The sequence below is a fragment of the Kitasatospora sp. NPDC088351 genome (assembly GCF_040685575.1).
Classification (GTDB): domain Bacteria; phylum Actinomycetota; class Actinomycetes; order Streptomycetales; family Streptomycetaceae; genus Kitasatospora.
Window position 1 is genome coordinate 162,891 of the sequence record NZ_JBFBIL010000001.1, and the last position, 24,443, is coordinate 187,333.

Annotated in this window: 23 protein-coding genes; 11 read left to right on the forward strand and 12 right to left on the reverse strand. The window is 71.2% G+C overall.

From position 1 onward, the window contains the following. The first annotated feature begins 19 nt into the window (after positions 1-19). Both AB0P06_RS00685 and AB0P06_RS00690 read left to right on the forward strand, forming a co-directional pair. The gene (locus tag AB0P06_RS00685) at positions 20-1,525 is read left to right on the forward strand and encodes a hypothetical protein (RefSeq protein ID WP_363603972.1); all 1,506 of its coding nucleotides are present in this window, start codon (positions 20-22) and stop codon (positions 1,523-1,525) included. Continuing rightward, positions 1,522-2,304, forward strand: a complete 783-nt coding sequence (locus tag AB0P06_RS00690) for an isocitrate lyase/phosphoenolpyruvate mutase family protein (protein ID WP_363603974.1) — start codon at positions 1,522-1,524, stop codon at positions 2,302-2,304. Before AB0P06_RS00685 ends, AB0P06_RS00690 begins: the two co-directional genes overlap by 4 nt. An 88-nt stretch (positions 2,305-2,392) precedes the next feature. Here the strand turns inward: AB0P06_RS00690 and AB0P06_RS00695 are convergent, their stop codons facing one another. Further along, the gene (locus AB0P06_RS00695; RefSeq protein ID WP_363603975.1) at positions 2,393-3,205 is read right to left on the reverse strand and encodes a TetR/AcrR family transcriptional regulator C-terminal domain-containing protein; all 813 of its coding nucleotides are present in this window, start codon (positions 3,203-3,205) and stop codon (positions 2,393-2,395) included. A 274-nt stretch (positions 3,206-3,479) separates the two neighbouring features. On the opposite strand from AB0P06_RS00695, the gene AB0P06_RS00700 reads away from it, so the two are divergent. Continuing rightward, positions 3,480-5,000 (forward strand): MFS transporter, encoded by a 1,521-nt coding sequence (locus AB0P06_RS00700; protein WP_363603976.1) that lies wholly within the window; start codon positions 3,480-3,482, stop codon positions 4,998-5,000. A gap of 115 nt (positions 5,001-5,115) precedes the next feature. Here AB0P06_RS00700 and AB0P06_RS00705 read toward each other — a convergent pair whose 3' ends face one another. Together AB0P06_RS00705 and AB0P06_RS00710 are read right to left on the reverse strand one after the other, a co-directional pair. Beyond that, complete coding sequence (locus tag AB0P06_RS00705; protein ID WP_363603978.1) at positions 5,116-5,472, reverse strand: hypothetical protein; 357 nt, start codon at positions 5,470-5,472, stop codon at positions 5,116-5,118. Between the two features lie 283 nt (positions 5,473-5,755). Next, complete coding sequence (locus tag AB0P06_RS00710; protein ID WP_363603979.1) at positions 5,756-6,883, reverse strand: NADH:flavin oxidoreductase; 1,128 nt, start codon at positions 6,881-6,883, stop codon at positions 5,756-5,758. 422 nt (positions 6,884-7,305) lie between these two features. On the opposite strand from AB0P06_RS00710, the gene AB0P06_RS00715 reads away from it, so the two are divergent. Further along, on the forward strand, positions 7,306-8,370 hold the full coding sequence (locus AB0P06_RS00715) for a hypothetical protein (protein WP_363603981.1): 1,065 nt from the start codon (positions 7,306-7,308) through the stop codon (positions 8,368-8,370). 90 nt (positions 8,371-8,460) lie between these two features. Here AB0P06_RS00715 and AB0P06_RS00720 read toward each other — a convergent pair whose 3' ends face one another. The 5 genes from AB0P06_RS00720 to AB0P06_RS00740 form a co-directional block, all read right to left on the reverse strand. Further along, positions 8,461-8,745, reverse strand: a complete 285-nt coding sequence (locus tag AB0P06_RS00720) for an acylphosphatase (protein ID WP_363603983.1) — start codon at positions 8,743-8,745, stop codon at positions 8,461-8,463. Continuing rightward, positions 8,742-9,518 (reverse strand): DUF72 domain-containing protein, encoded by a 777-nt coding sequence (locus tag AB0P06_RS00725; protein ID WP_363603984.1) that lies wholly within the window; start codon positions 9,516-9,518, stop codon positions 8,742-8,744. Before AB0P06_RS00725 ends, AB0P06_RS00720 begins: the two co-directional genes overlap by 4 nt. 417 nt (positions 9,519-9,935) lie before the next feature. Continuing rightward, entirely contained in the window at positions 9,936-10,736 is an 801-nt protein-coding gene (locus AB0P06_RS00730; RefSeq protein WP_363603985.1) for an ABC transporter permease, read from the reverse strand. Beyond that, positions 10,733-12,241 carry a hypothetical protein gene (locus tag AB0P06_RS00735; protein WP_363603986.1) on the reverse strand — a complete coding sequence of 503 codons (1,509 nt, stop codon included), beginning with the start codon at positions 12,239-12,241 and terminating at the stop codon, positions 10,733-10,735. The genes AB0P06_RS00730 and AB0P06_RS00735 overlap by 4 nt, the downstream gene beginning before the upstream one ends. Further along, a complete protein-coding gene (locus tag AB0P06_RS00740) occupies positions 12,238-13,179 on the reverse strand; it encodes an ATP-binding cassette domain-containing protein (protein ID WP_363603987.1) in 942 nt (313 codons plus the stop codon). The genes AB0P06_RS00735 and AB0P06_RS00740 overlap by 4 nt, the downstream gene beginning before the upstream one ends. Positions 13,180-13,330: 151 nt before the next feature. Here AB0P06_RS00740 and AB0P06_RS00745 point away from each other — a divergent pair, with 151 nt between their 5' ends. From AB0P06_RS00745 to AB0P06_RS00755, 3 genes are all read left to right on the forward strand, one after another. Beyond that, entirely contained in the window at positions 13,331-14,524 is a 1,194-nt protein-coding gene (locus AB0P06_RS00745; RefSeq protein ID WP_363603989.1) for a HAMP domain-containing sensor histidine kinase, read from the forward strand. Further along, the gene (locus tag AB0P06_RS00750; RefSeq protein ID WP_363603991.1) at positions 14,521-15,189 is read left to right on the forward strand and encodes a response regulator transcription factor; all 669 of its coding nucleotides are present in this window, start codon (positions 14,521-14,523) and stop codon (positions 15,187-15,189) included. Before AB0P06_RS00745 ends, AB0P06_RS00750 begins: the two co-directional genes overlap by 4 nt. Positions 15,190-15,759: 570 nt before the next feature. After that, the gene (locus AB0P06_RS00755) at positions 15,760-17,019 is read left to right on the forward strand and encodes a helix-turn-helix domain-containing protein (RefSeq protein WP_363603992.1); all 1,260 of its coding nucleotides are present in this window, start codon (positions 15,760-15,762) and stop codon (positions 17,017-17,019) included. Positions 17,020-17,178: 159 nt separating this feature from the next. Here AB0P06_RS00755 and AB0P06_RS00760 read toward each other — a convergent pair whose 3' ends face one another. The 3 genes from AB0P06_RS00760 to AB0P06_RS00770 all read right to left on the reverse strand — a co-directional run bounded on the left by AB0P06_RS00760 (position 17,179) and on the right by AB0P06_RS00770 (position 19,810). After that, positions 17,179-18,159 (reverse strand): TIGR02391 family protein, encoded by a 981-nt coding sequence (locus tag AB0P06_RS00760; RefSeq protein WP_363603993.1) that lies wholly within the window; start codon positions 18,157-18,159, stop codon positions 17,179-17,181. Positions 18,160-18,272: 113 nt separating this feature from the next. Beyond that, positions 18,273-18,842, reverse strand: a complete 570-nt coding sequence (locus tag AB0P06_RS00765; protein WP_363603995.1) for a peptide deformylase — start codon at positions 18,840-18,842, stop codon at positions 18,273-18,275. After that, complete coding sequence (locus AB0P06_RS00770; RefSeq protein ID WP_363603997.1) at positions 18,839-19,810, reverse strand: helix-turn-helix transcriptional regulator; 972 nt, start codon at positions 19,808-19,810, stop codon at positions 18,839-18,841. Before AB0P06_RS00770 ends, AB0P06_RS00765 begins: the two co-directional genes overlap by 4 nt. A gap of 142 nt (positions 19,811-19,952) precedes the next feature. Here AB0P06_RS00770 and AB0P06_RS00775 point away from each other — a divergent pair, with 142 nt between their 5' ends. Genes AB0P06_RS00775 through AB0P06_RS00790 form a run of 4 tightly spaced genes read left to right on the forward strand, consistent with a single transcriptional unit; the run spans position 19,953 to position 23,927 of the window. Then, on the forward strand, positions 19,953-21,107 hold the full coding sequence (locus AB0P06_RS00775; RefSeq protein WP_363603998.1) for a glycosyltransferase family 4 protein: 1,155 nt from the start codon (positions 19,953-19,955) through the stop codon (positions 21,105-21,107). Next, positions 21,104-21,808, forward strand: a complete 705-nt coding sequence (locus AB0P06_RS00780) for a hypothetical protein (protein WP_363603999.1) — start codon at positions 21,104-21,106, stop codon at positions 21,806-21,808. The genes AB0P06_RS00775 and AB0P06_RS00780 overlap by 4 nt, the downstream gene beginning before the upstream one ends. Then, entirely contained in the window at positions 21,805-23,040 is a 1,236-nt protein-coding gene (locus AB0P06_RS00785) for a glycosyltransferase (RefSeq protein WP_363604000.1), read from the forward strand. The genes AB0P06_RS00780 and AB0P06_RS00785 overlap by 4 nt, the downstream gene beginning before the upstream one ends. Next, entirely contained in the window at positions 23,037-23,927 is an 891-nt protein-coding gene (locus AB0P06_RS00790) for a glycosyltransferase family 2 protein (protein ID WP_363604002.1), read from the forward strand. Before AB0P06_RS00785 ends, AB0P06_RS00790 begins: the two co-directional genes overlap by 4 nt. Here AB0P06_RS00790 and AB0P06_RS00795 read toward each other — a convergent pair. Next, positions 23,885-24,385, reverse strand: a complete 501-nt coding sequence (locus AB0P06_RS00795; protein ID WP_363604004.1) for an ATP-binding protein — start codon at positions 24,383-24,385, stop codon at positions 23,885-23,887. The genes AB0P06_RS00790 and AB0P06_RS00795 overlap by 43 nt on opposite strands. Positions 24,386-24,443: the final 58 nt, after the last annotated feature.

A 24,443-nucleotide genomic window follows, 5' to 3' on the forward strand; every position in this document is an offset into this window, starting at 1 on the left:
CGCCCCTAGCGTGACGCCCATGACCACCTCGGCCAGTCCAGCCTCCGTCACCCCCGCCGTCACTCCCGTCGCCACCGACGCCACCGACGCCGTGTTCGAGGGGTACGAGGACGTCACGTCCGCCCTCGCCAGCCCCGACCCGGTGCCGCCGCGCGCCGTCCCCGGGCCTCCCGGCGGCGTGGCCTGGCTGCGCGCCACCGTGGCCCGGTTCAGCACGGGCGAGGTGCACGCCGCCCGCCGCGCCCTGGTGGAGGCGGACCTGGCCGGCCTCGACCCCGCCGCACTGCGCCTGGCGGCTGCGGCCGGATTCGAGCAGGACGCCCGGCTGCGAGCGGTCCGGGTCCTCGCACAGTCCCTCGGGCTGGCGGAGCCGGAGGCCGTCGCCAGGGCGGTCGTCGTGGTGGCGCGGGCGTACTTCGCCGAACTGCCCGACGACGCCGAGGCCGATGCGGCGGTGGCCTGGCTGCTGCCGCGGATGGATCCGGCCGGCGCCACGGAGTCCGCCGCCTGCGCGCCTGACGACCTCGCGCCCAACCCCCTCGCATCCAACCCCCTCGCGTCCGGCCCCCTCGCCTCCGAACGGGCGGCCAACCGGATCGGCCTCCTCGTTCAGGCCTGTGATGCCACCGCTCTCCTGGTCGAGCACGCCCGCCGCACCGCCGCCCGGGGCGTTCTCCCGGCCGCGTTGCTCACGGAGACCCTGCGCCACGACCCGCCCGTACGGGAGATGCGCCGGGTCGCCACCCGCGACACCACGGTCGCCGGGGTCGAACTCCCCGCCGGTACCCGGGTCGTCCTCGACATCGCGGCCGCCCAGAGCACCGCCCGGCGCACCACCGGGAACGCCGACCTGCCCCCACTGTCCTTCGGCGCCCCGCCCCGCGTCTGCCCGGGTCGCGCGCACGCCCTCGCCCTCGCGGCGGGCATCCTGCACGGCGCCTCCGACCCGGCGGGCCCGTTCGCGGACGACACGCCGACGACCAGCGGCCACGTGCCCGCCGAGGTCGTCCCGGCCATGGTGGACCATGTCCTGGCCCTCGCCGCCACCTGGACGGACTGGGACGGCCAGCCGGTCGCCGTCGACGGCCGGACCTGCACCCAGCACAAGGCGATCCGTCGGGTCGCGGATCATCTCATCGACCATCTGGCCGAGTTGGAAGCCCGCCTCGCGGGCGAACCCACCCAGCCCGACCACTGGCACGCCTCCGCCGCCACCACCCCGTCGGATCTCGCCCCCTTCACCCCGGCCGACCTCGACGAGGCCCGCAGCCGTCTCACCCGGCTCGCCCGGATCTGGTCCAACCGTCTGGCCACCCTCACCCCGGACCAGCTCGACCATTCCCCGGGCACCGGCTGGACCTTCCGCCAACTCGCTTTCCACGTCGCCGAGTCCGCTTACTACGCGGACGTCATCGGAGCCCTCGCCCCGCGTGCCGCCACCACTGCCGGCCCCGCCGCCCTCGCCACCACTACCGCCACTACCGCCACCGTGAACGCCAACACCGTTGGGAGTGAGGCCTCATGAACCCCTTCGCCGCCCTGCACCATCACCCCGGCCGACCGCTGCTGCTCCCGAACGCCTGGGACCACGCCTCCGCCGTCGCCCTCGCCGAGCAGGGGTTCACCGCGATCGGCACCACCAGCCTCGGTGTGGCGGCAGCGGCCGGCCTGCCCGACGGCGCCGCGGCCACCCGCCGGGAGACCCTCCGGCTCGCCCGCCGCCTCGGCCGGGGCCGGTTCCTGCTCTCCGTCGACGCCGAGTCCGGCTTCAGCGACGATCCGGACGAGGTCGCCGCTCTGGCAGCCGAGTTGTCGGCCCTCGGAGCCGTCGGCATCAACCTGGAGGACGGCCGCCCGGACGGTACGCTCGCTCCGGCCCCGTTGCACGCCGCGAAGATCGCAGCCGTCAAGGCCGCCGCTCCCGATCTCTTCGTCAACGCCCGCACCGACACCTACTGGACCGGCTTCGACCGCCCCGCCCCGGAGACCGTCCGCCGCCTCGACAGCTACCAACAGGCCGGAGCCGACGGCGTGTTCGTCCCGGGACTGGCCGATCCCGCCGCCATCGAGGTCCTGCTCGGCCGGCTCTCCGTCCCGCTCAACATCCTCTACACCCCCGCCGGCCCGCCCCTCGCCCGACTCGCGGCCCTGGGCGTCGCCCGGGTCAGCCTCGGCTCACTGCTCTACCGCGTCGCACTGACCGCCGCCGTGGAAACCGCCACGGCGATCCGGGCGGGAGCCACTGGTCCGGTGGCCGCCTCGACACCCGGCTATTCGGCGGTTCAGGGCCTTTACCGGGGTTAGCCTCACCGGGGTTGGCCTCGCGGCCGGCCGATGGTGAACCGGCCGTCGGCACCGGTCCCGACGCGACGACCGACTCGCCGCGCGGCGCTCAGCGGTTCTCGGTCCGGGCCCGGTGGGCGAGTTCGATCCCGTCCAGCACCAGCCGGATGCCGTTGGCGAAGCCCTTCTCGCGGGTGGCGGAGGCATCCAGACTCTGCTGCATGAGGTACAGCCGGTGCAGGCGCGGGTGCCCCCGGGCGGCCTCCTTGGCGGCGGGCAGCAGCTGCTCCACCCAGGCCTGTTCGTCCGTGCCGTGCCGGGCGATCGTGGTCAGCCAGGAGGCCTCGCTGGTCGCCATGCCGACGACGAACGCCATGACGACGCCCATCGCGTCGTTGGCCTCCAGCAGTTCGAAACCGGCCTCCTCCAGCACGGTGAGCATGGCTTCGGAGAAGCGCATCATGTTCGGTCCGAGGTAGGCCAGGCCCACGTCCCCGAGAACGGAGACGAGCCACGGGTGGCGCAGGACGGTCGCGCGCACACCGTCCGCGCACTCGGTGATGGCCGCCCGCCAGGCATCCGGGTCGGCGCTTCCGGATCCGACGCTGCCGGATCCGGCAGCACCTGAACTGCCGCTGCCCCGAAGGGCGGTGGTGTCCGGCAGTCGCAGCTCGCCGAGGACCTCGTCCACGACCAGCTCGATCAGCTCCTCCTTGTTGGCCACATGGGTGTACATCGAGGTGGCGCCGGCGTTGAGGCGGGTGCCGAGCCGTCGCATGCTCAGGGCCTCGATCCCGTCGGCGTCCAGGATCGCGATGGCCTCGGCGACGATCTGCTCCCGGCTGAGCGCGGGCTGGTCCCGCCGTCGGGCCCGCTGCGGGCGGGTCCACACCGACGGAATCTGCTCTTTCCTGGCCGCCACGGCGGCCTCCTCTCGATTCAGCGGGGCTCCGGCCTGGCGCGACGCGCGCCGGGCCGCCTCCCGGCCAAGGATAGCGCGAGAAGCGCACACCGTTCGGACTTTACGAACGGTGTGCGGAATCCGTACGGTGTGCGGAGCGGCGCACACTGTACCCGTGGGGACGGAGGGCGGTGTGCCCGCGCCCTCTTTCCCGCACCTCCCGCTCTCCCGCGCTCCTTCCGCTATCCGTCATCGCGTGTGCCCGGCGGCGCACGGACGCTCGAAAGGGTTCACGATGGACCGTCATCCGCGACGCTGGCTCATCCTGATCGTGCTCTGCCTCAGCAGCCTGGTGCTGGTGATCGACAACATGGTGCTCACGGTGTCGATCCCGCCGATCGCGGAGGACCTGAAGGCCGGCGCCCAGGACATCCAGTGGATCATCGACTCGTACATCCTGGTCTTCGCCGGCCTGCTGCTGACCTCCGGCAGTCTCTCCGACCGGTTCGGCCGACGGCGGGTGATGATCGTCGGGCTGACGCTCTTCGGAGCCGCCTCACTGCTGGCGGCCTTCGCCGCCGACCCGGGCCAACTCATCGCCGGCCGCGTGCTGATGGGCATCGGCGGCGCCCTGGTGATGCCCAGCACCCTGTCCATCCTCATCACCGTCTTCGACGACGAGGAACGCCCCAGGGCGATCGCCGCCTGGAGCGCGGTGGCCATGATCGGCCTGGTCGGCGGACCGGTCCTGGGCGGTGCCCTGATCGCCCACTTCTGGTGGGGCGCGGTCTTCCTGCTGAACGTCCCGATCGCCGCGCTCGCCATCCTCGCCGCCGTCGTCCTGATGCCGGAGTCCAAGGGACCGTGGCGCAAGCCCGACTTCCCCGGAATGGCGCTCTCCATGGTCGGCATGACCGCACTGGTCTGGACGATCATCGTGCTCCCGAAGGACGGCATCTCCCACCCCGGCACCCTCGCCGCGCTCGCCGTCACCGTGCTGGCCCTGGCCGGCTTCGCGGTCCGGGAGGTGCGCACCTCGTCGCCGATGGTCCCGCTCGGCCTGTTCCGCAACCGGGTCTTCAGCGGCGCCAGCTTCTCGCTCGTCCTGCTGACCTTCGCCAACGGCGGGCTGATGCTGGTGCTGACCCAGTACCTCCAGTTCGTTCTCGGCTACTCGCCGACCGACACCGGTCTCTCCTTCATCCCGCTGGCCGTGGCCACCCTGGTCTTCAACGCACTGGGCGCCTCGCTCGGCAAGCGGATCGGCCCGCGGGTGATGACCGCCTCCGGCCTGCTGGTCATCGCCGGCGGGTTCGGTGTGCTGGCGACCCTCTCCGTCGACGAGGGGTTCACCAGGCTCGCCGTGGCCATGCTGCTGCTGGGGGCCGGCTGCGGCCTGGCGATGCCCGCAGCCGCCACCGCGATGATGGGGGCCATCCCGGCCGAGCACGCCGGGGTCGGCTCGGCGCTCAACGACACCGTCCAGCAGGCCGGCGCGGCGCTCGGCGTGGCCATCCTCGGCACGGTCCTGTCCAGCACCTACACCGGCGCGATGCCCACCGACGCCCCGGCCGCCGGCCGCCACGCGATCACCGACGCGCTCGCCCTGGCCTCGTCCACCGGCGACGACGGCCTGGCCGCCGCGGCCCGGGACGCCTTCACCACCGCGACGTCCACCACCTTCACCGCGGGTGCCTTCGCCGTCCTGGCCGCCGCCGGGCTCACCCTGGTCCTGATGCGCGAGCGGTCCAAGCCGGCCGGTACCCCGACGGACACCCCGGCCGGCCTCGCCGAGCCCGTCCCGGCCGGGCGCTGACCTGGTCCGTCGGCCCCGCGTGGCGCGGAAAGCCGCTACGCGGGGCCGACCCGTTCCGGCCCGCAGGCCGCCCTCCTCGGGCCGTCGCCCGCAGCCCGAGCGCGGTGCGAACGCCTCACGCGGGCGGCAGCCGTCCTGGCCCGTTTCGGCCGGGCCGACCGTACTCCGCCAGCAGCCGCTCGTAGAAGGGAACGACGAGCGGCACGGTGGGCGGGGCCGCGCACCACCCCGTGAACGGCCGGACGGCGGCCAGGGCCCGGTCGCAGAAACCGGCGACCCGCGCCTCGGCCTCCTCCATGGAGTCGGCGAGCAGATAGACCCCCAGGACCGGGTGCGGCACCGCGTGCGGGTGGAGGACGACGTGCTCGATCCGGTCCTCGACCCGCGCGGCGGCCAGGAGAAGCTCGCGGGCATCCGGGGGGAGCGGGCCGCCGGCTGCCCCGGGCTGGAGGGCGGTATGAACGAGGTACATGGGACCGATCCTGCCCAAAGCCGCAAATCATTTGGTAGACGCCGGACTTGGACGGTTCGGGCCATGGCCGGAACCGTCCGCGGGGGCGGTACAACCAGAACCGGGCTGCCGCGGCCGGTCAGGCACAGGGCTACCCGGGCGGCTGTCGAGAACGCCGGAGGTCCCGACCACTGTGTGGTCGGGACCTCGGAGTCGCCCTGGCGGACGGGGTGTGGAGGGCACGGGGTTCGAACTCGTGAGGGACGCGCCCGTAGCGATGTGGGTGGCGGCCCGCGCCGGCTCCCTAGCTCAGCGTCTTCAGCGCCTCGGCGTCGTACGGCTCCAGCTCCTCGAACCGGCCCCCCAGGACCTTCGCCGCCCACTCCGGGTCCTGGAGCAGAGCGCGGCCGACGGCGACCAGGTCGAACTCGTCGCGCTCCAGGCGGTCGAGGAGGTTGTCGATGCCCCGGACCGGCGCGCCCTCGCCCATGAAGGCACGGACGAAGTCCCCGTCGAGGCCGACCGAGCCGACGGTGATGGTGGGCCTGCCGGTGAGCTTCCTGGTCCAGCCCGCCAGGTTCAGATCCGAGCCCTCGAACTCCGGCAGCCAGTAGCGGCGGGTGGAGGCGTGGAAAGCGTCGACGCCGGCCGCCGCGAGCGGGGCCAGGATCGCCTCCAGCTCCTCCGGGGTCTCGGCGAGCCTCGCGTCGTAGGCCTCCTGCTTCCACTGCGAGTAGCGGAAGAGCACCGGGAACTCGGGGGAGACGCTCTCGCGGACCGCGGCCACGATCTCGGCCGCGAACTTCGTACGGGCCACGGGGCCGCCGCCGTAGGCGTCGGTACGGCGGTTCGTCCCCGCCCACAGGAACTGGTCGAGGAGGTAGCCGTGGGCGCCGTGCAGTTCGACACCGTCGAAGCCGATGCGCTCCGCGGCCGCGGCGGCCTCGGCGAAGGCGCCTGTCACCTCGTCCAGGTCGCGCCGGGTCATCGCCCTGCCGGTGCCCTCGGTGCCGTCGACACGGATGCCGGAGGGGCCGACGGCGGGGGCGTCGGCGTAGGGCGGATCGCCCTGCTTGCGCACCATGCCGATGTGCCACAACTGCGGCACGATCGCCCCGCCCGCCGCGTGAACGGCCTCGGCGACCTTCGCCCACCCCGCCAGCTGCTCCGCACCGTGGAACCGCGGCACCCGGTCACTCTGCCCGGCCGACTCGTGGCCGACGTAGGTCCCCTCGGTGACGATCAGGCCCACACCGGCGGCCGCCCGACGGGCGTAGTACGACCGCACGTCCTCACCGGGGACGCCGCCCGGGGAGAACATGCGCGTCATCGGAGCCATCACGATGCGGTTCGGGACGGTCAGCCCGTTCAGCGCGACCGGCCGGGACAGGATCTCGGCCGCGCGGGAGGCGGAGGACGCAGTGACGGTCACGGAGGTGCTCCTCATGGGTGCCGGACGATACGCACGCGTTCAGGAATGCGTACAGGTGCCAACCATTCCGGCGGCCAAGGCATTTCGCCCACCCAACGAGCCACCCTGTGATCCCGGACACTCGCCTGCTCCTCCAGCCGGACGTGGAGCCCCGAGGAAAGTCCCGGCTGTCCGACGGTGACCATGGGCCGGACCTCGTCGAACGGGGTGAATACAACCCGAACCGCAACCACCGCAAGCCCCGTGCGGCACGACCCGGGGTGTCGCGCCTCGCGCCGGATCCGGCGGCCTCCTCGTCCTGCGGGCAGGACGGTAGCCGAGGTCATCTGCGCCGGTCAGAGGTGGTGCCAGCCGCGCTGTCGGTGGCCTCGCCTAGTGTCGTGTGTCGTCAAGGCGAGCTGGGTTCTGCGGAGAGGTAGCCGGTGTTGCAGGAGAACGAGCAGGTTGCTCGTCTGGCCAGGATCCGACAGCTTGCGAACGCCGGCGATGTGACCGGCCTGGACAGGAACCTCTACCAGCTGTGTGCTGACATCGACGGTGACTGGACGTTCGACGGTGGCCAACTGATCAGCCTGCTGCGGGAGATGCCCGCCTCCACCCGGGTCCTGCTACTGCGACGGATGACCGATGGGCTGGAGGAGACGGCCGTTCACCACCCGGGTCGCTGCCGGGACCTCGCCTCGCTGGTCACCCTGGTGGCGCACGGGCTGCCTGTCGAGCAACTGGCCGCCTGGCAAGAGCCGCTGATGGCCCAGGCGGCGGCGAAGATGACGCTGTGGGAGGGCTGGCGGCTGACCTGCCTGGTCGAGGTGGAGCAGGCGGCGGGGCGGGCACTGCCCGATCCGGTGGTCGCCACCGTCCGCAGAACCGCGCTGACGTCCGAGACACCCGGTGAACTCCGTACCCTCGCCGCGAGGATCGTGGAGCCCGTGCTCAACCCCGGCGAGCCGTGGGCCGAGCGCGTGATCGCCGATCTGACCGGGGCCGAACCCGCGTGGCATGCGCTGGTCGCCCACGCGCTGACCGCCAAGGGCTCCCGCCCCACCGGCACGTGGCAGCGCCTTGGACGCGGACTGTTGGCGGACGTGGGACCTGACCGCGCCCGCAGGGCGATCACCTCCTGGCTTGCCCCGGTGGGTGAGCCCCGTACCGCGCCTGTGAAATCCCACCACGGCGCCGGTACCGCCGAGTTCGAACTCGACCCCTTCAACACTCGCGCGCTACAGGGCCTTGCGGCGCTACTGGCTCTCACACAGGCCCATCCGCAGTCCGCGGCGGCCTTGGGCCAACTGGTGGAAGCGGCCCTGATACGCCTCCCCGGCATCGGCCCGCGATCACCCAAGACGGCCGGCGCCGCCGTGCACGCCCTGACCCAGCTCGGCGACGAGGATGCCTACGCCGAGCTCAGCCGTCTGGCCGCCACCGTGAAGTACCGCCCCGCCCTCAGGATCATCACCGCCGCACTCGCCTCCCGGACGGGTCTGTAAGAAGAACGGCTCTGTCGCGGATCGACTTTCCGACACGCTCGTCCTCAGGACGGCAACCGCAGTCGCACCATCCAGGGACACGAGCTCTGCCTATCCGCCCCAGGGCGTCGGGCGGATCTCGAAGCCCACGAGCCCCTCGGGTTCCTCCTCGTGGACGCGGACTCGGTCCACCACGGCCGCGTACGGGCCATGCCGTGCCCACGTGACCAGCCGTTCGACGGCCGTGGCCTCGCCCTCGAACACGGCCTCGACCGTTCCGTCGGGGAGGTTGCGTACCCAGCCGGCCACGCCGTGCTCCCGTGCCACCCTCCGGCAGGTGTCACGGAAATACACGCCCTGGACTTCACCGGAGACGATCAGTCGACTGCGGATCATGCCTGCCTCACCGCCAGGTGCTGTGGCGTGCGGCTCACCGTCCGGCCGGCCCTGGCGGCCGCTCGGGCGAAGGCGACGGCGTCCAGGGGAGCCGCACCGCCGAGGTCGTTGTTGAAGTACGCGTACACGTCGGCCTCATCCGACCAGGCCTCGGCGACCCTGGCCACCCAGGTGGCCAGCGACTGCCGACCGTACCGGGGCGGCGGCTGCGCCGGGCCGGCGTGGAAGCGCAGGTAGCCCCAGTAGGCGGTCCGCCACAGCGGTGTGACCGGGCGTGCCTGCCGGTCCGCCCAGCAGAGGGCGGCGCCGCGCCGTTCGAGCACCGCCCGGATCTCCGGCACCCACCATGAATCGTGCCGGGGTTCGACGGCCACCCTCACCCCGGCCGGGAAGCAGCCCAGGCAACTGTCGAGGAGGCCGACGTCCGCCCGCAGGGTAGGCGGGAGCTGGAGGAGGACCGGTCCGAGCCGCGAGCCCAGCCCTTCGGCGGCCGACAGCAGCCGCTGCACCGGCTCCTGCGGGTCGTGCAGGCGCTTGATGTGCGTGAGAAAGCGGCTTGCCTTGACCGCCATCACGAACCCCTCCGGGGTTCGCTCCCGCCAGGTGGCGAAGGTCTCCGCCGCGGGCAGGCGGTAGAAGGCGTTGTTGTTCTCCACCGTGGCGAACCGCTGGGCGTACTCCTCCAGCCAGAACCGCCGCGGCATCCCCGGCGCGTACAGGACGCCACGCCAGTCGTCGTACTGCCAGCCCGAGGTGCCGACATACAAGACCACACATCCATGGAAGCACGGAGTGCCCGCCTGCCGGCGGGGGCCCTGAGGCAGGTCGTCGCCGTGGGCGCCGGTGTCGTGGAAGAGTCAACTGCGTGCGCGAAGCCGGCAGACAACAGCCAGCCGGGAACGACGAAGGCCCGGACTGGTGAACAGCCCGGGCCTTCGATCAAGGCGGAGGATACGAGATTCGAACTCGTGAGGGGTTGCCCCCAACACGCTTTCCAATTCTCCCGAACCCTGTCCGCCGGGGTCCGTACCCGTTCTGACCTGGGGTGAAGCGGGGCGCTGCCCAGGCTCTGAACCTCGCTGGACTGCGGTGAATGAGACCAGAGCTGAGACCACGGGCGGCAACTTCACCACCGTGACGAGGTCGGCCCGGGCACGAGAAGCGTCCGGGCCGGCGCCGCGCGTGTGGATTCACGCGTCCCGCAGCCGCAGGATCGTGCCCCCGAGGAACAGCGCGGTCGCCGCCCAGAGGGCCAGAACGCCGAGGCCCGCCCAGGGGCCGATGGGGAGATGGCTCAGGTTCGTCGTCGCCTGGATCGCGAGGCCCGCCGGCATCGGGCCGAGCCGTGCCAGCAGCCGCTGCAGGTGCGGCTCGGTGACGACATGGCTGAGCAGCGGGAAGAGGTAGAGCAGCGCCAACACGACGCCCGCCGCGACCGCCGCGTCCCGAACCGCGACGGCGACGCCGAGGGTGAGCAGGCCCACTAGGACCAGGTAGAGCACCGAGCCGGCTGCCGCGCGCAGGGTCGGCCCGTCGGCGAGGGAGAGCTGGGTGTAGCCGTGGGCAGGCGTGTATCCGGCGCCCGGCAGGAGCAGGTGTCCCGCGAGGATGGAGGCGAGCACGGCGACGCTTCCGACTGCGAGGACCGTTCCGCTGAGCACGGTGGCTTTCGCTGCCAGCACCGTGCCGCGCCTGGGCAGTGCCACAAGCGTGGTGCGGATCAGGCCGGTGCCGTACTCGCCGCCCACGAGCAGGACGGCCGTGACAGCGGCGAGCACCTGGCTCACCGACACCCCGGCCAGGCTGAGTCGCACCTGGTCCTGACCGCAGCCCGACGCCGGGCACGGGACGCCCGCGGACACAGCCGCGCCGACGCCGACCGTGACGAGAACCAGGCCGAGCAGCAGCCAGCCGTGTCCGGCCTCGGTGCGGAGCTTCGTCCACTCGGCGCGGCAGGCCCGGCGGAACCCGATGGTGTCGACGCCACTCATGCGTCCCTCCGGCGCAGCAGCACGGCTGCCGCCGCGAGAGCGAGCACGCTCCAGGCACCGAGCACGGCGAGGCCTCCCCAGGGGGAGAGCGGGAAGTAACCCGACGAGGGAGCGTAGACGCTGAGCACCTGGTCGTGGCGCGGCAGGGTCTGCTGGACGGCGAAGCCCGCCGCCGGGGTGAGCCGGAGCACCCACTCGGCCGGGCCGCTCGGAAGCATGCCACCAGAGGCGAGTAGGTACGGGAACACCGTCGCGGCCACCACCGCGGTGATCGCTGTGGCGCTGCGCCGCAGCACCACACCGAGGGCCAGCGACAGGACCGCCGTCGCGGCCAGCAGCAGCCCCGTGCCGAGTACCGCGCGCGCCTGGACCGCTGTGGGTACGGTGAGCACGGCGAAGTGGGTGGCGTGCGCCCGCAGTTCACCGAGCGGGATGCTCATGGTGGCGGCTGCCGCACCGACGGCGAAGGCGACCGTCGCGACCACCGTGGCCTTTGCGGCGAGTGTCCTGCTGCGGTGCGGTGTCGCCGCGAGGGTCTGTCCGAGCAGCCCGCGGCGGTACTCGGTGGTGACGAACTGCACGGCCACCACTGTCAGTACGATCAAGCCCACGAACGTGCCGACGAGGAAGGTCTCCACGGTGAATGCCGGTCCGAGCGCCGGCCCGCCGACCACGGGGGCGATGTCGCCCGCGCCGGTGACGGTGAAGCCCTCGCCGGTCGTCGCCGTCCAGCCGCCGACGGTGCCGGGCGCGTAGCTGCCCGAGGTCCCGGCGTCGCCGCCCACCTGCCCGCCCTGCCAGCCTCCGGCCGCCTGCCCCCAGGCGCCGCTGAGCGTTACGCGACGGAAGTCTCCCGTGGCCGTGGCCGGACTGCTGCTGCCGCCACCACTCGCCTGTACCGCCGCCGGGGCGGCGACGAACAGCCCCACCTGCACCGTTGTCGCCGGCTCGGGGAGCCGCGCGGTGCCGACCTCGGCCCAACGCACGCCGTCGGATGAGTCGAGGCCGATGACTGTCCTGCCCGTCCGGACGAGCCGCAGCCAGCGCGGCTCGGTGGTCGAGGGGCTTCCGGCCAGGCCCGCGCGGTCGTGCGTGAAGTCGTTCTGCATCCGCACCCCATGCGCGCCGGTGACCATCATCGCCGCGTAGGGTGAACCCTGGTCGAGACTCTCCTTGACCAGGATCCCGGCCTTGGACCACGGGGTGACGCCGGACGTGCTTCCGCCCGGCCCACCCGCCGGATCAGCCAGTACGCCAGTCAGCGCTGTCACCAGGACTGTGATGCTGCCGTCGCCGGTCAGCGCCCGGTGCACGAAGTAGAAGCTGTCGTTGACCGCCTCGCCGCCGGGGCCGACCGGGAGCGCTGTCACGCCCTGTGGGTGCTGGTTCGACGAGGCCGTGCCGACCAGCAGGAACAGCACGGACGCCAGCATCGCGCCGACGGAGCCCAGCACCCAGCCGCGCACGGTGCGGAACTTGGTCCACTCGGCGTGCAGCGCCCTCATCGCTCCACCCCCGCCGCAGAGTCGGCACTCCGGTACTGGACGGCATCCCCGGTGAGCGTGAGATAGGCCTCCTCCAGCGTCGCGCGGTGGGTGGCCACTTCGGCGAACGGCACCGCCGCCGCGGTGAGGCGTGCAACGATCGCCTCGCCTGGCAGCCCGGTGATGCCGAGGGTCCCGGGTCCGGTCACCTGCACGGTGGCGCCGGTGTGCGACAACACCTCGGCGGCAGCGAGCGGTTCGGAGGTGCGCAGCATCACCCGGCCGGCCGCGACCCCAGCCAGCAGCTCGCGCACACCGGTGTCGGCCACGACCCGGCCGCGCCCGACCACCACCAAGTGGTCCGCGACGTCCTCCAGCTCGCCCATCAGGTGGCTGGAGACCAGTACCGCGCGGCCCTCGACCGCCAGCGAGGTGAGCAGGCCGCGGATCCACCGGATACCCTCCGGGTCCAGGCCGTTGAACGGTTCGTCCAACATCAGCGCGGGCGGGTCGCCGAGCAGCGCCGCCGCGATGCCGAGCCGCTGACGCATGCCCAACGAGAAGCCGCCCGCCCGGCGCCGTGCCGCGTCGGCCAGCCCCACCTGCTCCAGCACCTGATCCACCCGGCGCGCCGGCAGGCCCTGTGAATGCGCCAGCCACAGCAGGTGGTTACGGGCGGTCCGGCTGGGCTGCAGCGCTCCGGCGTCCAGCAACGAGCCCAGCCGCGTCAACGGACTGCGCAGGCTCCGGTACGGCCGGCCGCCGACCAGTGCGCGGCCCGCGTCGGGTGCGTCCAGACCCAGCACCACCCGCATTGTGGTGGACTTGCCCGCGCCGTTCGGACCCACGAACCCGGTCACCCGACCGGGCCGGACCGCGAACGTCATCCCGTCCAGTGCCTGCGTCGCCCCGAAGCGTTTCCGCAGGCCCGCCATCTCGATCCCGACGTCGTCCCTCATCGCGGCCGCCTGTCCTCTCCCTCGGTCTTCGACTCCGGGCACCACGTTGCGTGCGCCTGCGTGACACGGGCGGAACGGGCGCTGTCATGCCGCTGTTAGGGCACCTCCCCTAGCCTGATCAGGCAGCCGGGTGGCGGGGGAGAGAGGACCGATGACGGTGGACCAGGGTTTGCTCACGCCATCGGTGCTGCGCCGCAGCAGCGTCCGTTGGCAGTTCACCACCCTGTACTCCACCCTCTTCGTGGCCTCGGGTGCCACGACGCTGGCGGTGGTCGGGCTGATCGCGGGCGGCTCGGTGGACGTCGCGCCTGCCCCGGACAACGGGACCGGGCCCGTCCCGCCTGGCGCCCAGGAGCGGATCGCCAGCCTTGAGCACCAACTCACCGAGGCCCACATCCAGCAGATGCACCAACTGCTCCTCGGCTTGGCTGTCGGCCTGACAGTGATGGGCCTGGTCTCGGTCGTGCTCGGCTGGTATGCCGCCGGGCGGGTGCTGCACCCGCTGCGCGCGATGACCGCCGCCACCCGCCGGATCTCCGCCGACAGCCTGCACGAGCGGCTCGCCGTCCAGGGCCCGCGCGACGAACTGAGGAACCTCGGCGACACCATCGACGGGCTGCTGGCGCGCCTGGAGGGCGCGTTCACGGCCCAGCGGCGATTCGTCGCCGACGCCTCCCACGAACTGCGTACCCCGCTGGCCACCATGCGGGCGGCAGTGGACGTGACGCTCGCCAAGCCGGGCCCCCTCCCCGAGCAGACGCGGATGCTGGCGGGCCGGGTCCGCGCTGAGCTCGACCAGGTCGACCGGCTGCTGGACGGCCTGCTGACCCTGGCCCGCGCCCAGCACGGCGTGCTGCCGGGTTCCGAGACCGTCCGATTGGACGAGCTCGCCGCCGAAGCCCTCGACGAGCGGGCCGACGCCATCGCTCGCCGCGGTCTGACGGCAACCCACGAGAGCGGCTCCGCCGTTCGCGTGTACGGCAGCCGGACCCTGCTGCGCCGACTGGTGCAGAACCTGGTCGACAACGCGGCGCAGCACAACGAGCCCGACGGCTGGCTACGCGTCGCCGTCCACGCCGATAGCGACGCGCTCGTGCACCTGGTCGTGGACAACGGCGGACTGGCGCTGACGCAGGACGAGGCGGCACAGCTCGTCCGCCCGTTCCGCCGGATCGGCGCGGAGCGAACCCGCGGCAGCGACGGATCGGGTCTCGGGCTCGCCATCGTCGCGGCGGTCGCCGAGGCGCACGGTGGCACGCTGGAGCTGCATGCCCGCTCCGGGGGCGGTCTGCGGGCCACCGTCACCCTGCCGCAGGCCGGCGGCAACCAGGAGGCCACGGCATGAGGGTGTTGGTGGTCGAGGACGCGCGGGTGCTCGCTGACCTCGTGGCCGAGGGCCTGCGCGACCAGGGCATGGCGGTGGACGTCGCCTATGACGGTCTGGAGGCCGCCGCCAAACTGGACACCGCCGCGTATGAGGCGATCGTGCTGGACCGCGACCTGCCAGGCATCCACGGCGACGCGCTCTGCCAGATGGTCACCGACCGGGACGAGAGGCCGATGGTGCTGATGCTTACCGCCGCCGACTCGCCCGGTGACCGCGTCGGCGGCCTGAGCCTGGGGGCCGACGACTACCTGGTCAAACCCTTCCACTTCCCCGAACTCGTTCTCCGGCTGCGTGCCCTGGCCCGCCGGCGGCCCTACGCCCGCGCCCGAGTGCTCCGCGCGGCCGGCATCGAACTCGACCCCGTCCGCCGCGCCGCCACGCGGGACGGGCGACGGCTCGACCTCTCGGTCAAGGAGTTCGAGGTCCTCGCCGCCCTGCTGCAGGCCAGCCCCGCATTCCTCAGTGCGGAGGTCCTGCTGGAGCAGGTGTGGGACGAGCACGCCGACCCGTTCACCAACACCGTCGCGGTGACCATCGGCAGACTCCGACGCAAGCTCGGCGAACCACCTGTGATCGCCACCACGCCCACGGTCGGCTACCGGATCGCCGACTCGGGAGAGTGACCGCCGGTTGCGAGCCGCCGACGCACTACTCGCGGCAGCGGCGACCCGCTGACGACGAAGGCCCGGACCGCTGTGCGGTCCGGGCCTTCTGCCGGCGGAGGATACGAGATTCGAACTCGTGAGGGGTTGCCCCCAACACGCTTTCCAATTCTCCTCGGCGCCGTCCGCCAGGGTTCACACCCGTCCTGACCTGCCCCGGAGTGAACTGCTGGGCGGCGGCTGGACGGGGGTGAACGAGACCAGAATTGAGACCAAAGTCGTTGCTCAGCCCGCATTGATTGCTCGCCTACCGGTGCAGCGCGAGCACACCGCTCAGGGCGCCGGCAGCGGATCCCACCAGTATGAGCAGCCGACGAGGACAGCGCTGCATGGTTAGCCGCGTCCCGCCGATGCGGATGTCGAGGAACGGGCGGGGCGGACGGGACAGAGCCATGTGAACCTCCGAGATGCGACTGGTTCGGTAGGGTCCAATCACAATCGGTAGGGGCATGGGTGCGTCAGGTCGCAACCGCACCTTGCGTCACACGGCCGCACCTTGCTTGGCTCGCAACCTAAAAGGGGCACTGGAGAATGACGCACCAGCTTCCGACACGGCGTGGTCTCGCAGAACTCGACGAGCGGCTGTCCGAGCCGGAGCGGCGCTGTGCCCAGCGGCTGAGGGATCTGCGCGATCGGACTAGCCTCAGCTCCGAGGAACTGGCCCACAGGCTGCGTGTGGACAAGACTCGGCTCTCGAAGTATCTGAACGGCCGTGACGTCCCGCGTCGAGAGCTTGCGGCGCGGATCCACCAGGTGGTCGCCGATCAGGAGGGCGGTGAGGTCTCGCATGAGGAAGTCGTTCAGACCCGGAAACTGATGTATGACGTGGTCCGGACCCGGAACCCGCTGCAGGCGCGCGAGTTCGAACTTGCTGGCGCGCGGGAGGAGATCGAGCATCAGCGCCTCCGCACCAATCAGCAGCTCGGTGCACTCCGCGAGGAGCTTGTGGCAGAACGTCGCAAACGCCAGGCAGCGGAGGACGCCCTCGCCGCTCTCAGCGTCCACGCCCGGGACGAAGTACGGGCGCTCACTGAGCAACGCGATGCTGCTAAGCGCCGTGTTGTGGAGATCGAGGAAGAGATTCGGAAAGCCGAGGCGCTCTTGCGGTTGCAGGAGCGCGATGCCCGCGCCATGGCGGATCTGTCAAACGCTACCGACGCCGAACTCCTCCTGTGGGATCAGGCAGAGGAAGTTGGCGTGGACGAGCTCTATCAGGTGCTCGTCGACTGGCGTGACTATGACCAGGATGAGCAGGCGGATCAGTTGATGGAGCGGCTCGCGACGAGTAGTGACATCACGTTGTTATTTGGGCTCTATGAGATGTTCCTCAACAAGGGGCGCAAGCTCGACGGGCAGCGGCTCCTGGCCTCGACGGCCCGATCGCACGACCCAGTCGCCGTTTTCTACTTCACCAGGAACCTGGAACCATCCAAGGGCGAGGAACAGCCGCTCACCGACTTCGCTGGCGCCAGAGTCCATGAGCCCCTGAGGCTGGTGCATCTGTTGAATCCATCCCCTGCCATGCAATGGGTTCGAGATGTGGTTCCCGTGCTCGTTTTGCATGCTCCAAAGGAGTCGCTCCTGCGATTCCACCGTGCCTGCGGCGAGAATGGTGCTGCAGACTTGGGGGCGAGGCTGCGTGAGAATGTCCTGAAATCCATCCCTGATGGGTGGAATTCAGGCGATCGCCGTGAGACCGAGCTCTACCAGCTTGCTCAGACAGAGGCGGAGGGGCGTGAGCGCGAGCGTAGGTACCGTCGCAGCTGGCTCGCGCGATTGTTGGAGCGATGATGGTGGCTGGCGCTCTCTGAACGTTCATGTCCAGTGTTGTGGACATTCGCTTCGCTGTCATGGGCGGGTGAGCCCGAAGTTCCTTCGCATCCATCGGCCCAGGAGCTGATCAAGGTCGCCAACTCGTTCAGCTGGAATCACGTAGCTGCAGGGCCCTCGTCATGTCCGGAGTCGTGCTGCGGCGCGGTCGATACGACGCATGAGGAGGCTTGCGAACGCGATGGCATCACGTGCTTCATCTGCATCATCGACCCGATGGTCCCCATGCGCCAGCACATTGCGAATTCCAACCATCGCGCCCATGAACAGCATTTTGTGGCCGTCTCGCTCGCCCGCCGACGATGGTCCTGAACTGTCGGCTACATCCAGTCGAGGATTGGTGCCGCCGAAGGTGTTGTTCATGAGCCGTTGGCCGATCTCGCTGCTTCCAGTGGCTTCCTGGACTCGGTGCTCCACGGCCTTGAACGCTCTCAGTACGGCATCGGTGAAGTGGCCGTCGCGGTAGAGCTGCGATGAAGCGGCGGCGATGACTGGGTGTATCGCGCCGAGCGTGGGAGCGGCCTCGGGTGTCTGTGGCTGAGACACCATCGACGCTTCGATCGCCTCCCTCCGGCGCCTCCAATAATCGTGGATGTCGCTCACCCCGGCGAATCGCTGTACGCGGTGGTCGACCACAATCGTCGTCTCGGTGCCGGCCCAGCCATTTGCAGGGCTTCCACCGGCACACCACGGTTCGCCGTAGGCTAGGGGGATTGCAGCAAAGGACAGTGAGTCTCCCTCTTTCGAAGACTTGGTCTGCCGCAGATAGTGCAGGTCGCTGGTCGAGACCTCGACGGCTTGTCCGTGCACCATTGCCTGACTTTGCTGCACTTCGGCAAGCAAGTCGATCAGACCGAACAGCGACCGCAAGTACTCCTCGGATCTGTGCATTTGGGACACAGATGCAACAGACAACCGGACCTCACCCTCGGGCCAGTTCTTCACCGAAGGGCGTCTGCGGGCTGGCGTGATGACGAGTTGCTCGCTCAGCTGCTCCAAAGCGAGACGGGGGTCAACATGGGCGCGTTTCAACGGGCGTTTGAGATCGTGCCAATAGGGCCAGGTCCCCTTCTTGCGGAAGTGTTCCCAGACCGCCTCCATCAGGACTACGCCTTGGGGGCCCGAAGGCGTGTCGACCCCATCCAAGACGTTGGGCTCTGAAGTCAACGCAGAAGCCTCCACATGGTGATCGTCCAGGGTTGGCTGGGGCGGGATCACTGGTCGTAGCCCCATGCCTGGCCGGTCTGCCTGTACTGCTCGACAGGGATGGGCTCGATGCCGGTCCGCATGCGGGCGGTGTAGAGCAGGCCGTCGAGGTGGTCGATCTCGTGGTGGATCAGGCGGGCGAGTCCGCGCTCGTAGGTGGTGGTGGCCAGCTGGCCGTCCAGGGTGGTGGTCTCCACGGTGATCCGCAGTGGGCGGGGCACCATGCCGCGGACATCGAAGAAGGACAGGCAGCCCTCGAACTGCTCGTCAGCCTCGTCGGAGCGGTCGGTGATCCGCGGGTTCAGCAGGACGATCGCCGGAGCGTCCGGGGCAGCAGGTTGGACGATGGCAGCGGCGCGGCCGATGCCGATCTGCGGTGCGGCGATACCCATGCCCTTGGCGAAAGGGTGGACTTGGCCGATGCGCTCCATCGCGATGAACAGCTTCTCGATGACCTGCTCGGCGGCCTCGCGCTCGGCCGGCAGGTCGAACGGGCGGGCGGGCTCGGCGAGGATGGGCGCGCCCTCCTGGACGACGCCGAGGTCACGCATCTGCTCGCTGGGCCGCACCTGGATCACCTGAACTCCCCTTGGATCGTGTCGCGTTCGGGTCGGGCCCGGAATCGCCATTCGAGACGGTACCGGGCGTGGAGGTCCGGTGTGGAGGTGCTCCAGGAGAAGACGCGCATGTCGCCCTCCTCGCGCCGGATCGGGGCGGTTCGAAGCGGTGCCGCTTCGGCGGTCATGGACGTCTCCATGCCCCACACGGCCGGGTTGAGGTCGGCGGGGAAGGCGAGTTCGACTTCGAGGTGTTCGGTGGGCAGGCGGACCGCGCGCTGGAACCAGCGGCCCCACTTCTCCTCGCCTACCGAGTAGGCGTACTCGATCCAGACCTCCTCGCCCGGGTAGAGCGGGAAGCGGCCGTGCTCGTTCTCGAAGAGCAGCCATATCTCCTTGAACGCGTCGCGGTCGTGCTTGGCCTGCCAGCGCATCGCTTCCCCGCGGCAGGTAGCGGTGAGCGCGAGTTCTTCCCAGGTCAACGGGTGTTGGCGGTAGTGGGCGTTGGAACGTTCGGGCTCGCCGGGGTAGCGGTCGACGCTGATGCGGATCAGGTAGCGGGTGATCGGCTCGCTGCCGGTGTTCCGCAACAGGCGACGCATCGTGAGCCGGTAGTGGGTGCCGTCGTAGTCCAGGCGGGCTCCGTCGTGGGCCACGACGATCGCCGAGCCCGTCGCGTACGGCTGCTCGGGCCGCCGCGGTGCCGGTGGGGACGGGGACGGCGCCGTGCGGGACTTGGCGGCCTCGTACTCCAGCCAGCGCTTCCAGATGGCCTTGCCCGCGTTGAGGATCTCCTCGGCCCGGCGGGCGAAGTCCTCGGTCGGCTTGTGCCGGCCGGACTCCATGTGGCTCACGTACGACGGGTCGAAGCCCATCTGGCGGGCCAGTTCCCGCTTGGGCAGCCCCCGGACCTCACGCCAGTAGGAGACCTCCGCCGCGAAGGCCTCCGCGGCCTGCTCGACCGTCGGGGCATCGCCTCGCGCGTCCATCAGTGCCCCCGCCCTGGCTGCTGGATGAGATGAATGAACCGTGAGTGATCTGGATTCATCATTCTGTCACGGCCCCGGTCGCCAGTTTCCTTCTTTTACCGGCCCGGGTCGACCCCCGGCCCAGAGAGGGAGGGCCCAAGCGATGCGCCTGCTTTACCTGCTCAACGTCTCCAACTCCAGCCAGCTGACCGCCGATTCCGGCTACACCTTCGCCGACATGCTGACCCCGGCCCTGGTCGATGCCGGGATCGAGGTCACGTTGGCCTCTCCCGTCCCGGCCGGCGACGACCGCGTGCAGTTCGTGCGGACCGCCTCGCCGTCGACCAAGTACCGGGCCCGCTTCAACCCGGGCGTGGGCGCCCTGGTGCGGCTGTTCCGCCGCCACCGGCCCGACGTGGTGGTGGCCAACCAGATCGAGGCCGCTCCTGCCATTCGCGCGGCGCTCCTGGAAGCCCGAGTGGACGCGCTGATCGCTGGCTACTGCCACTACCTGCCGTTCTCCTTCACCGACACCGGGCAGCTGGCGCTGGACCCCGCGATGGACGACGGCGGGCTCGGCCGCAGCGTGCTCCTGGCCTTCTCCGCCGGCCTCGCCGTCTGTGACCGCGTCCTGGTCCACTCCGGCACGGCCGCCTCGTGGACCGCCGCCGTCGCCACCCGCACCGGTGTCGAACTCGCCGAGAAGCTGCACGTGGTCCCCGCCCCCAGGGACGTGCGCCTGGTGCGGGAGCCGGCCGACTTCACCGCCCCCGCGGGCGCCGCTGTCGGCATCTACAACCACCGCCTGTACGCCCACTACGGCACCTCGCGCTTCACCCGGCTCGCCCGCCACCTCGTCGCCAAAGCCCCGGTACGGCTCACCGTGATGGACCTGTTCGGCACCCGCAGCGCCGAGCGCGTCCGCCTGGATCCCAGCCCTGAGCGGAACCTGGAGGAACTCGCCGCCGTGGACGGCGTCGACATCGCAACCGACTGCGGGGACCGCATCCGCTACCGCAACCTGCTCGCCGGAGCCCACTTCGGCATCGCGCCCTTCCGGCCCGGCTGCCCCTGGTCCATGTCGGTCGTCGACTGCCAGGCGATGGGCCTGCCCGTGATCGGCCCGCGCACCGGCTGGCTGGCCGAGCACCTCGACCCCGAGCTGCTCTTCGACGACGACGACCAGGCGGTCCGGATTGCCGAACGCCTCGCCACCGACCCTGAGTTCTACCTGCTGCAGGCCGAGCGCGCGTACGTCTCCACCACCGACCTCACGCCCGACGCGGTTGCCGCCCGCTACCTGGAGGCGATCAAGTGACCGGCTTCGACGCGGTCCAGCTCTCCTACGACGAGCCGCTGGCCGACTCCCTGCACACCCGCCTGGCCCGAGTACTGGGCGGCAGCGTCAAGCGCCTGCACGGGGTGCGCGGGATGCGCCGCGCCTACCGCCTCACCGCCGAGCTGGTCGACACCGACCAGTTCTTCCTCGCCGACGGCGACTTCGCGATCGACCCCGAGTTCCTCACCAGCTCGGTGGAGCCGCTGGCCGCGGGGGTGTCGATGCGGGTCTGGCGGGCCGTGAACCCGGTCAACGGCCTGACCTACGGCTACGGCGGACTCAAGCTCATCCGCACCAGCGCGCTGCGGGAGATGGGCCAGGCCGTCGACGTGCTCGCCGCGCTGCCCGGCCGGGTCGAGTTCAGCCGGCACACGGCCGGGATCACGCTCTTCAACCAGACCCCGTTTCACGCCTGGAAGGCGGGCTTCCGCGAGTGCGCGATGCTCGCGCGCGGCAGCGAGTACGGCATGACCGATGCCTCCGCCCAGGAGCGCATCGACGCCTGGAAGGCCGGCAAGGACGGCGACTTCGCCGACTACGCGTCCGCCGGCGCCCGCGACGGGATCGAGTTCGCCCATGCCGCGGCCCGCGACCCCGAGCGCTTCGAGGCGCTCAACGACCCGTCGTGGCTGCACCGGCACTTCATCACGCTGCACGGCGAACAGGCGGTCGCCGGATGAGCAACCGCCCCGGCCCGCTGGTCCTGATCGAGCCGAACGCCCACCGAGGCGGCGGGCACCACCAGCGCACACTGACCGCCCTCGCCGCCGCCCGCCCGGGCGCCGTGGTCATCACCCCGGAGGGGATCGCCGACGGGCCCGGTGCGCTGCTGCGATCCGGGGCCTGCATCACCGCCGGACCGGTGGGTACGGCGGCGAAGGTTCTGTTGGCCGGAGCGCGAGCCGCAGCATGCGTGGCGACCGCTGGAAAGCGGGCCTTCGGCTCGCGACGATGGCCGGTAGCGCTGCGTCGCCTGCCGCACCAGGTCACTCTGCTTGCCCGGTGCCTGACCGAGGCAGCCTGCCTTCGTACCGCCCGGCGCCTCGTACCGCAGCCGGCCGCCGTGGTGATCCTCAGCGCGAGCGAGGCCCTGCACGGCACTGCGGCCCTCCTCGGCGGCACCCCGCACCTGCGGTTCATCCACGAACTGGTCACCAGCGAAGACCTCCCCACCCGGCTACTGGGCCGACTCGCCCGCCGAGGCGCGGAACGAGTGGTCACGCTCTACCCGACCAGCTCCGTCCGCAACCAGCTCCAGGGGGCGTTCCCGCGCCTCCGCGGCCAGGTGCGACCGTTCGCGGTCGACGACGGCCGACGCCTGACCGATGCCGAGCGCGACGGCGCGCGCGCCGCCTTCACCATCCCGACCGACGCGACGGCGGTCTGCCTGGTCGGCGGCTGGTGGCCCTACAAGGACATCACCACCATCGACGCCGCCCTCGCGCACCTCACCAAGCCCCTGCACGTCCTGGTGTGCGGCAGCCCGCTGGACGAGAACGTGCTCGCCCGCTGGCACCAACTGCCGCAAGTGACGCTCCACACCGTGCCCGGCCCGGTCGAAGACCAAGTACTGCGGCTGGTGTACGCCGCGGCCGACGCCGCGCTCGTCGCCCGCAAACCCGGGGTGGGCAAGGAATCCGGCCTGGTCATGGACACCGCCCGGCTCGGCGTCCCGCTGATCGTCTCCGACCACGACCCGGACCTGACCGAACGGCTCGGCGGCCAGCCCTGGGCCCGGCTCTACCCGGCCGGTGACCCGGACGCCTTGGCCGACGCCCTGGACCGGCTCTCCTGCGAGCCGCCCAGGCGGCCGGGGCCGCAGGCACCGCGGGCGCTGGACATGCACCCGGCGGCCGAGCAGGCCGCCTTCCTCACCGACCTCTACACCAGCCTGACCAAGGAGCGCCGATGACGCCCGCACCCGCCGCCCTGGTCGCGGTGATCGGACCGGTCGAGCCGGCCCTGCTGACCGCCTGGACTGCCCACTACCGCCGGCTCGGCATCGAGTCCTTCCACCTGGCCTTCCACTTCCCCGACCACGTACCCGACGCCTGGCGCCGCCAACTGCTGGCCACCGCCCGGGAACTCGACCTGCCCACAGGACAGGTCAGTACCGGTCCGTGGCACGAGCACACCAACACCGAACTGCGCGACGCGCTGCGCGAGCAGGCCGGGCCGGGCTGGCACCTGCTCGCCGACTCGGACGAGTTCCACGCCTACCCGGCTTCGCTCGGCGAGGTCACCACGGCGGCCGAGGAGAACGGCCGGGCGGTGGTCGGCGGGCTGATGCTCGACCGGGTCACCTCCGACGGCCGCCTCGCCCTCTGGCGCCCCGAGATCGGGCTCGACCGCGCCTTCCCGCTCGGCGGACACCTCACCCACCACCTCCTACGCGGAGACCCCCGAAAGATCGTCCTCGCACTCTCGGACGTCGCCGTCGCCTCCGGGAACCACCGAGCCCCCGGCCGCAAACCCGACCCCCACGCGCTCGCGTGCGTCCATCACTTCAAGTGGCGCTCGGGCGTTCTGGGCGACCTGCGGCGCCGTGTCGAGAGCTTCACCTCCGGGACCTGGACCGAGCAGAGCCCCGCCGTCCGCAGCGAGGCATCCCGTCTCCTGCGGCACGTCGACCGCCACCACGGGCGCATCGACGTCTCCGACCCCCGCCTCGGCTTCCGCCACGTCACCCTCGACCGGCTGCCTGACGGCTGGGCCGCCGAAGCCGCCCGGATCGCCACCACCTGGCGCCCGCCCCGTCAGGACCGGCCCGGCTCCACGATCTCCTCGCCCTCTCCGTGAGGAGCCTCGAAGCGGGCGAAGAAGTCGTCTAGCGCCTCCGGCGTCACGATCAGCGAGTTCGCGTCCCCCCGCTGGTTGCGCTCGGCCAGCCTGCGAAGCAGCTCGTCGCGCTCCACCGGGAAGTACAGCAGCCGCCACCGCCCGCCGGCCGACTCCACCAGCTCCTTGATCGCGTCACGGTCCTTGCGCGGCCACAACCCCTGGTCCCACACCACGTCCCGGCCCGCGGCGATCAGCTCGGCCAGCCGATCGTGCAGCTCGGCGACGACCGGAGCCTCCTTCTCGAAGTAGGTGTCCTCCGGGTAGTCGACGCCGTACCGGCCGTGCCGCTCGTGGACGACCTCGTCCACCGACAGCCGCACCGCCCCGCGCGGCTCCAGCTCTCGCTGGGCATAGGTGGTCTTCCCCGAACCGGTGAGCCCCACCAGCAGGTACACGACGGGACCGCTCTCACTCACTGCCAACTCTCCTCACCACCAACGGCGTTCACCGGCCAGTCTGCCACCGCGGGCCCGC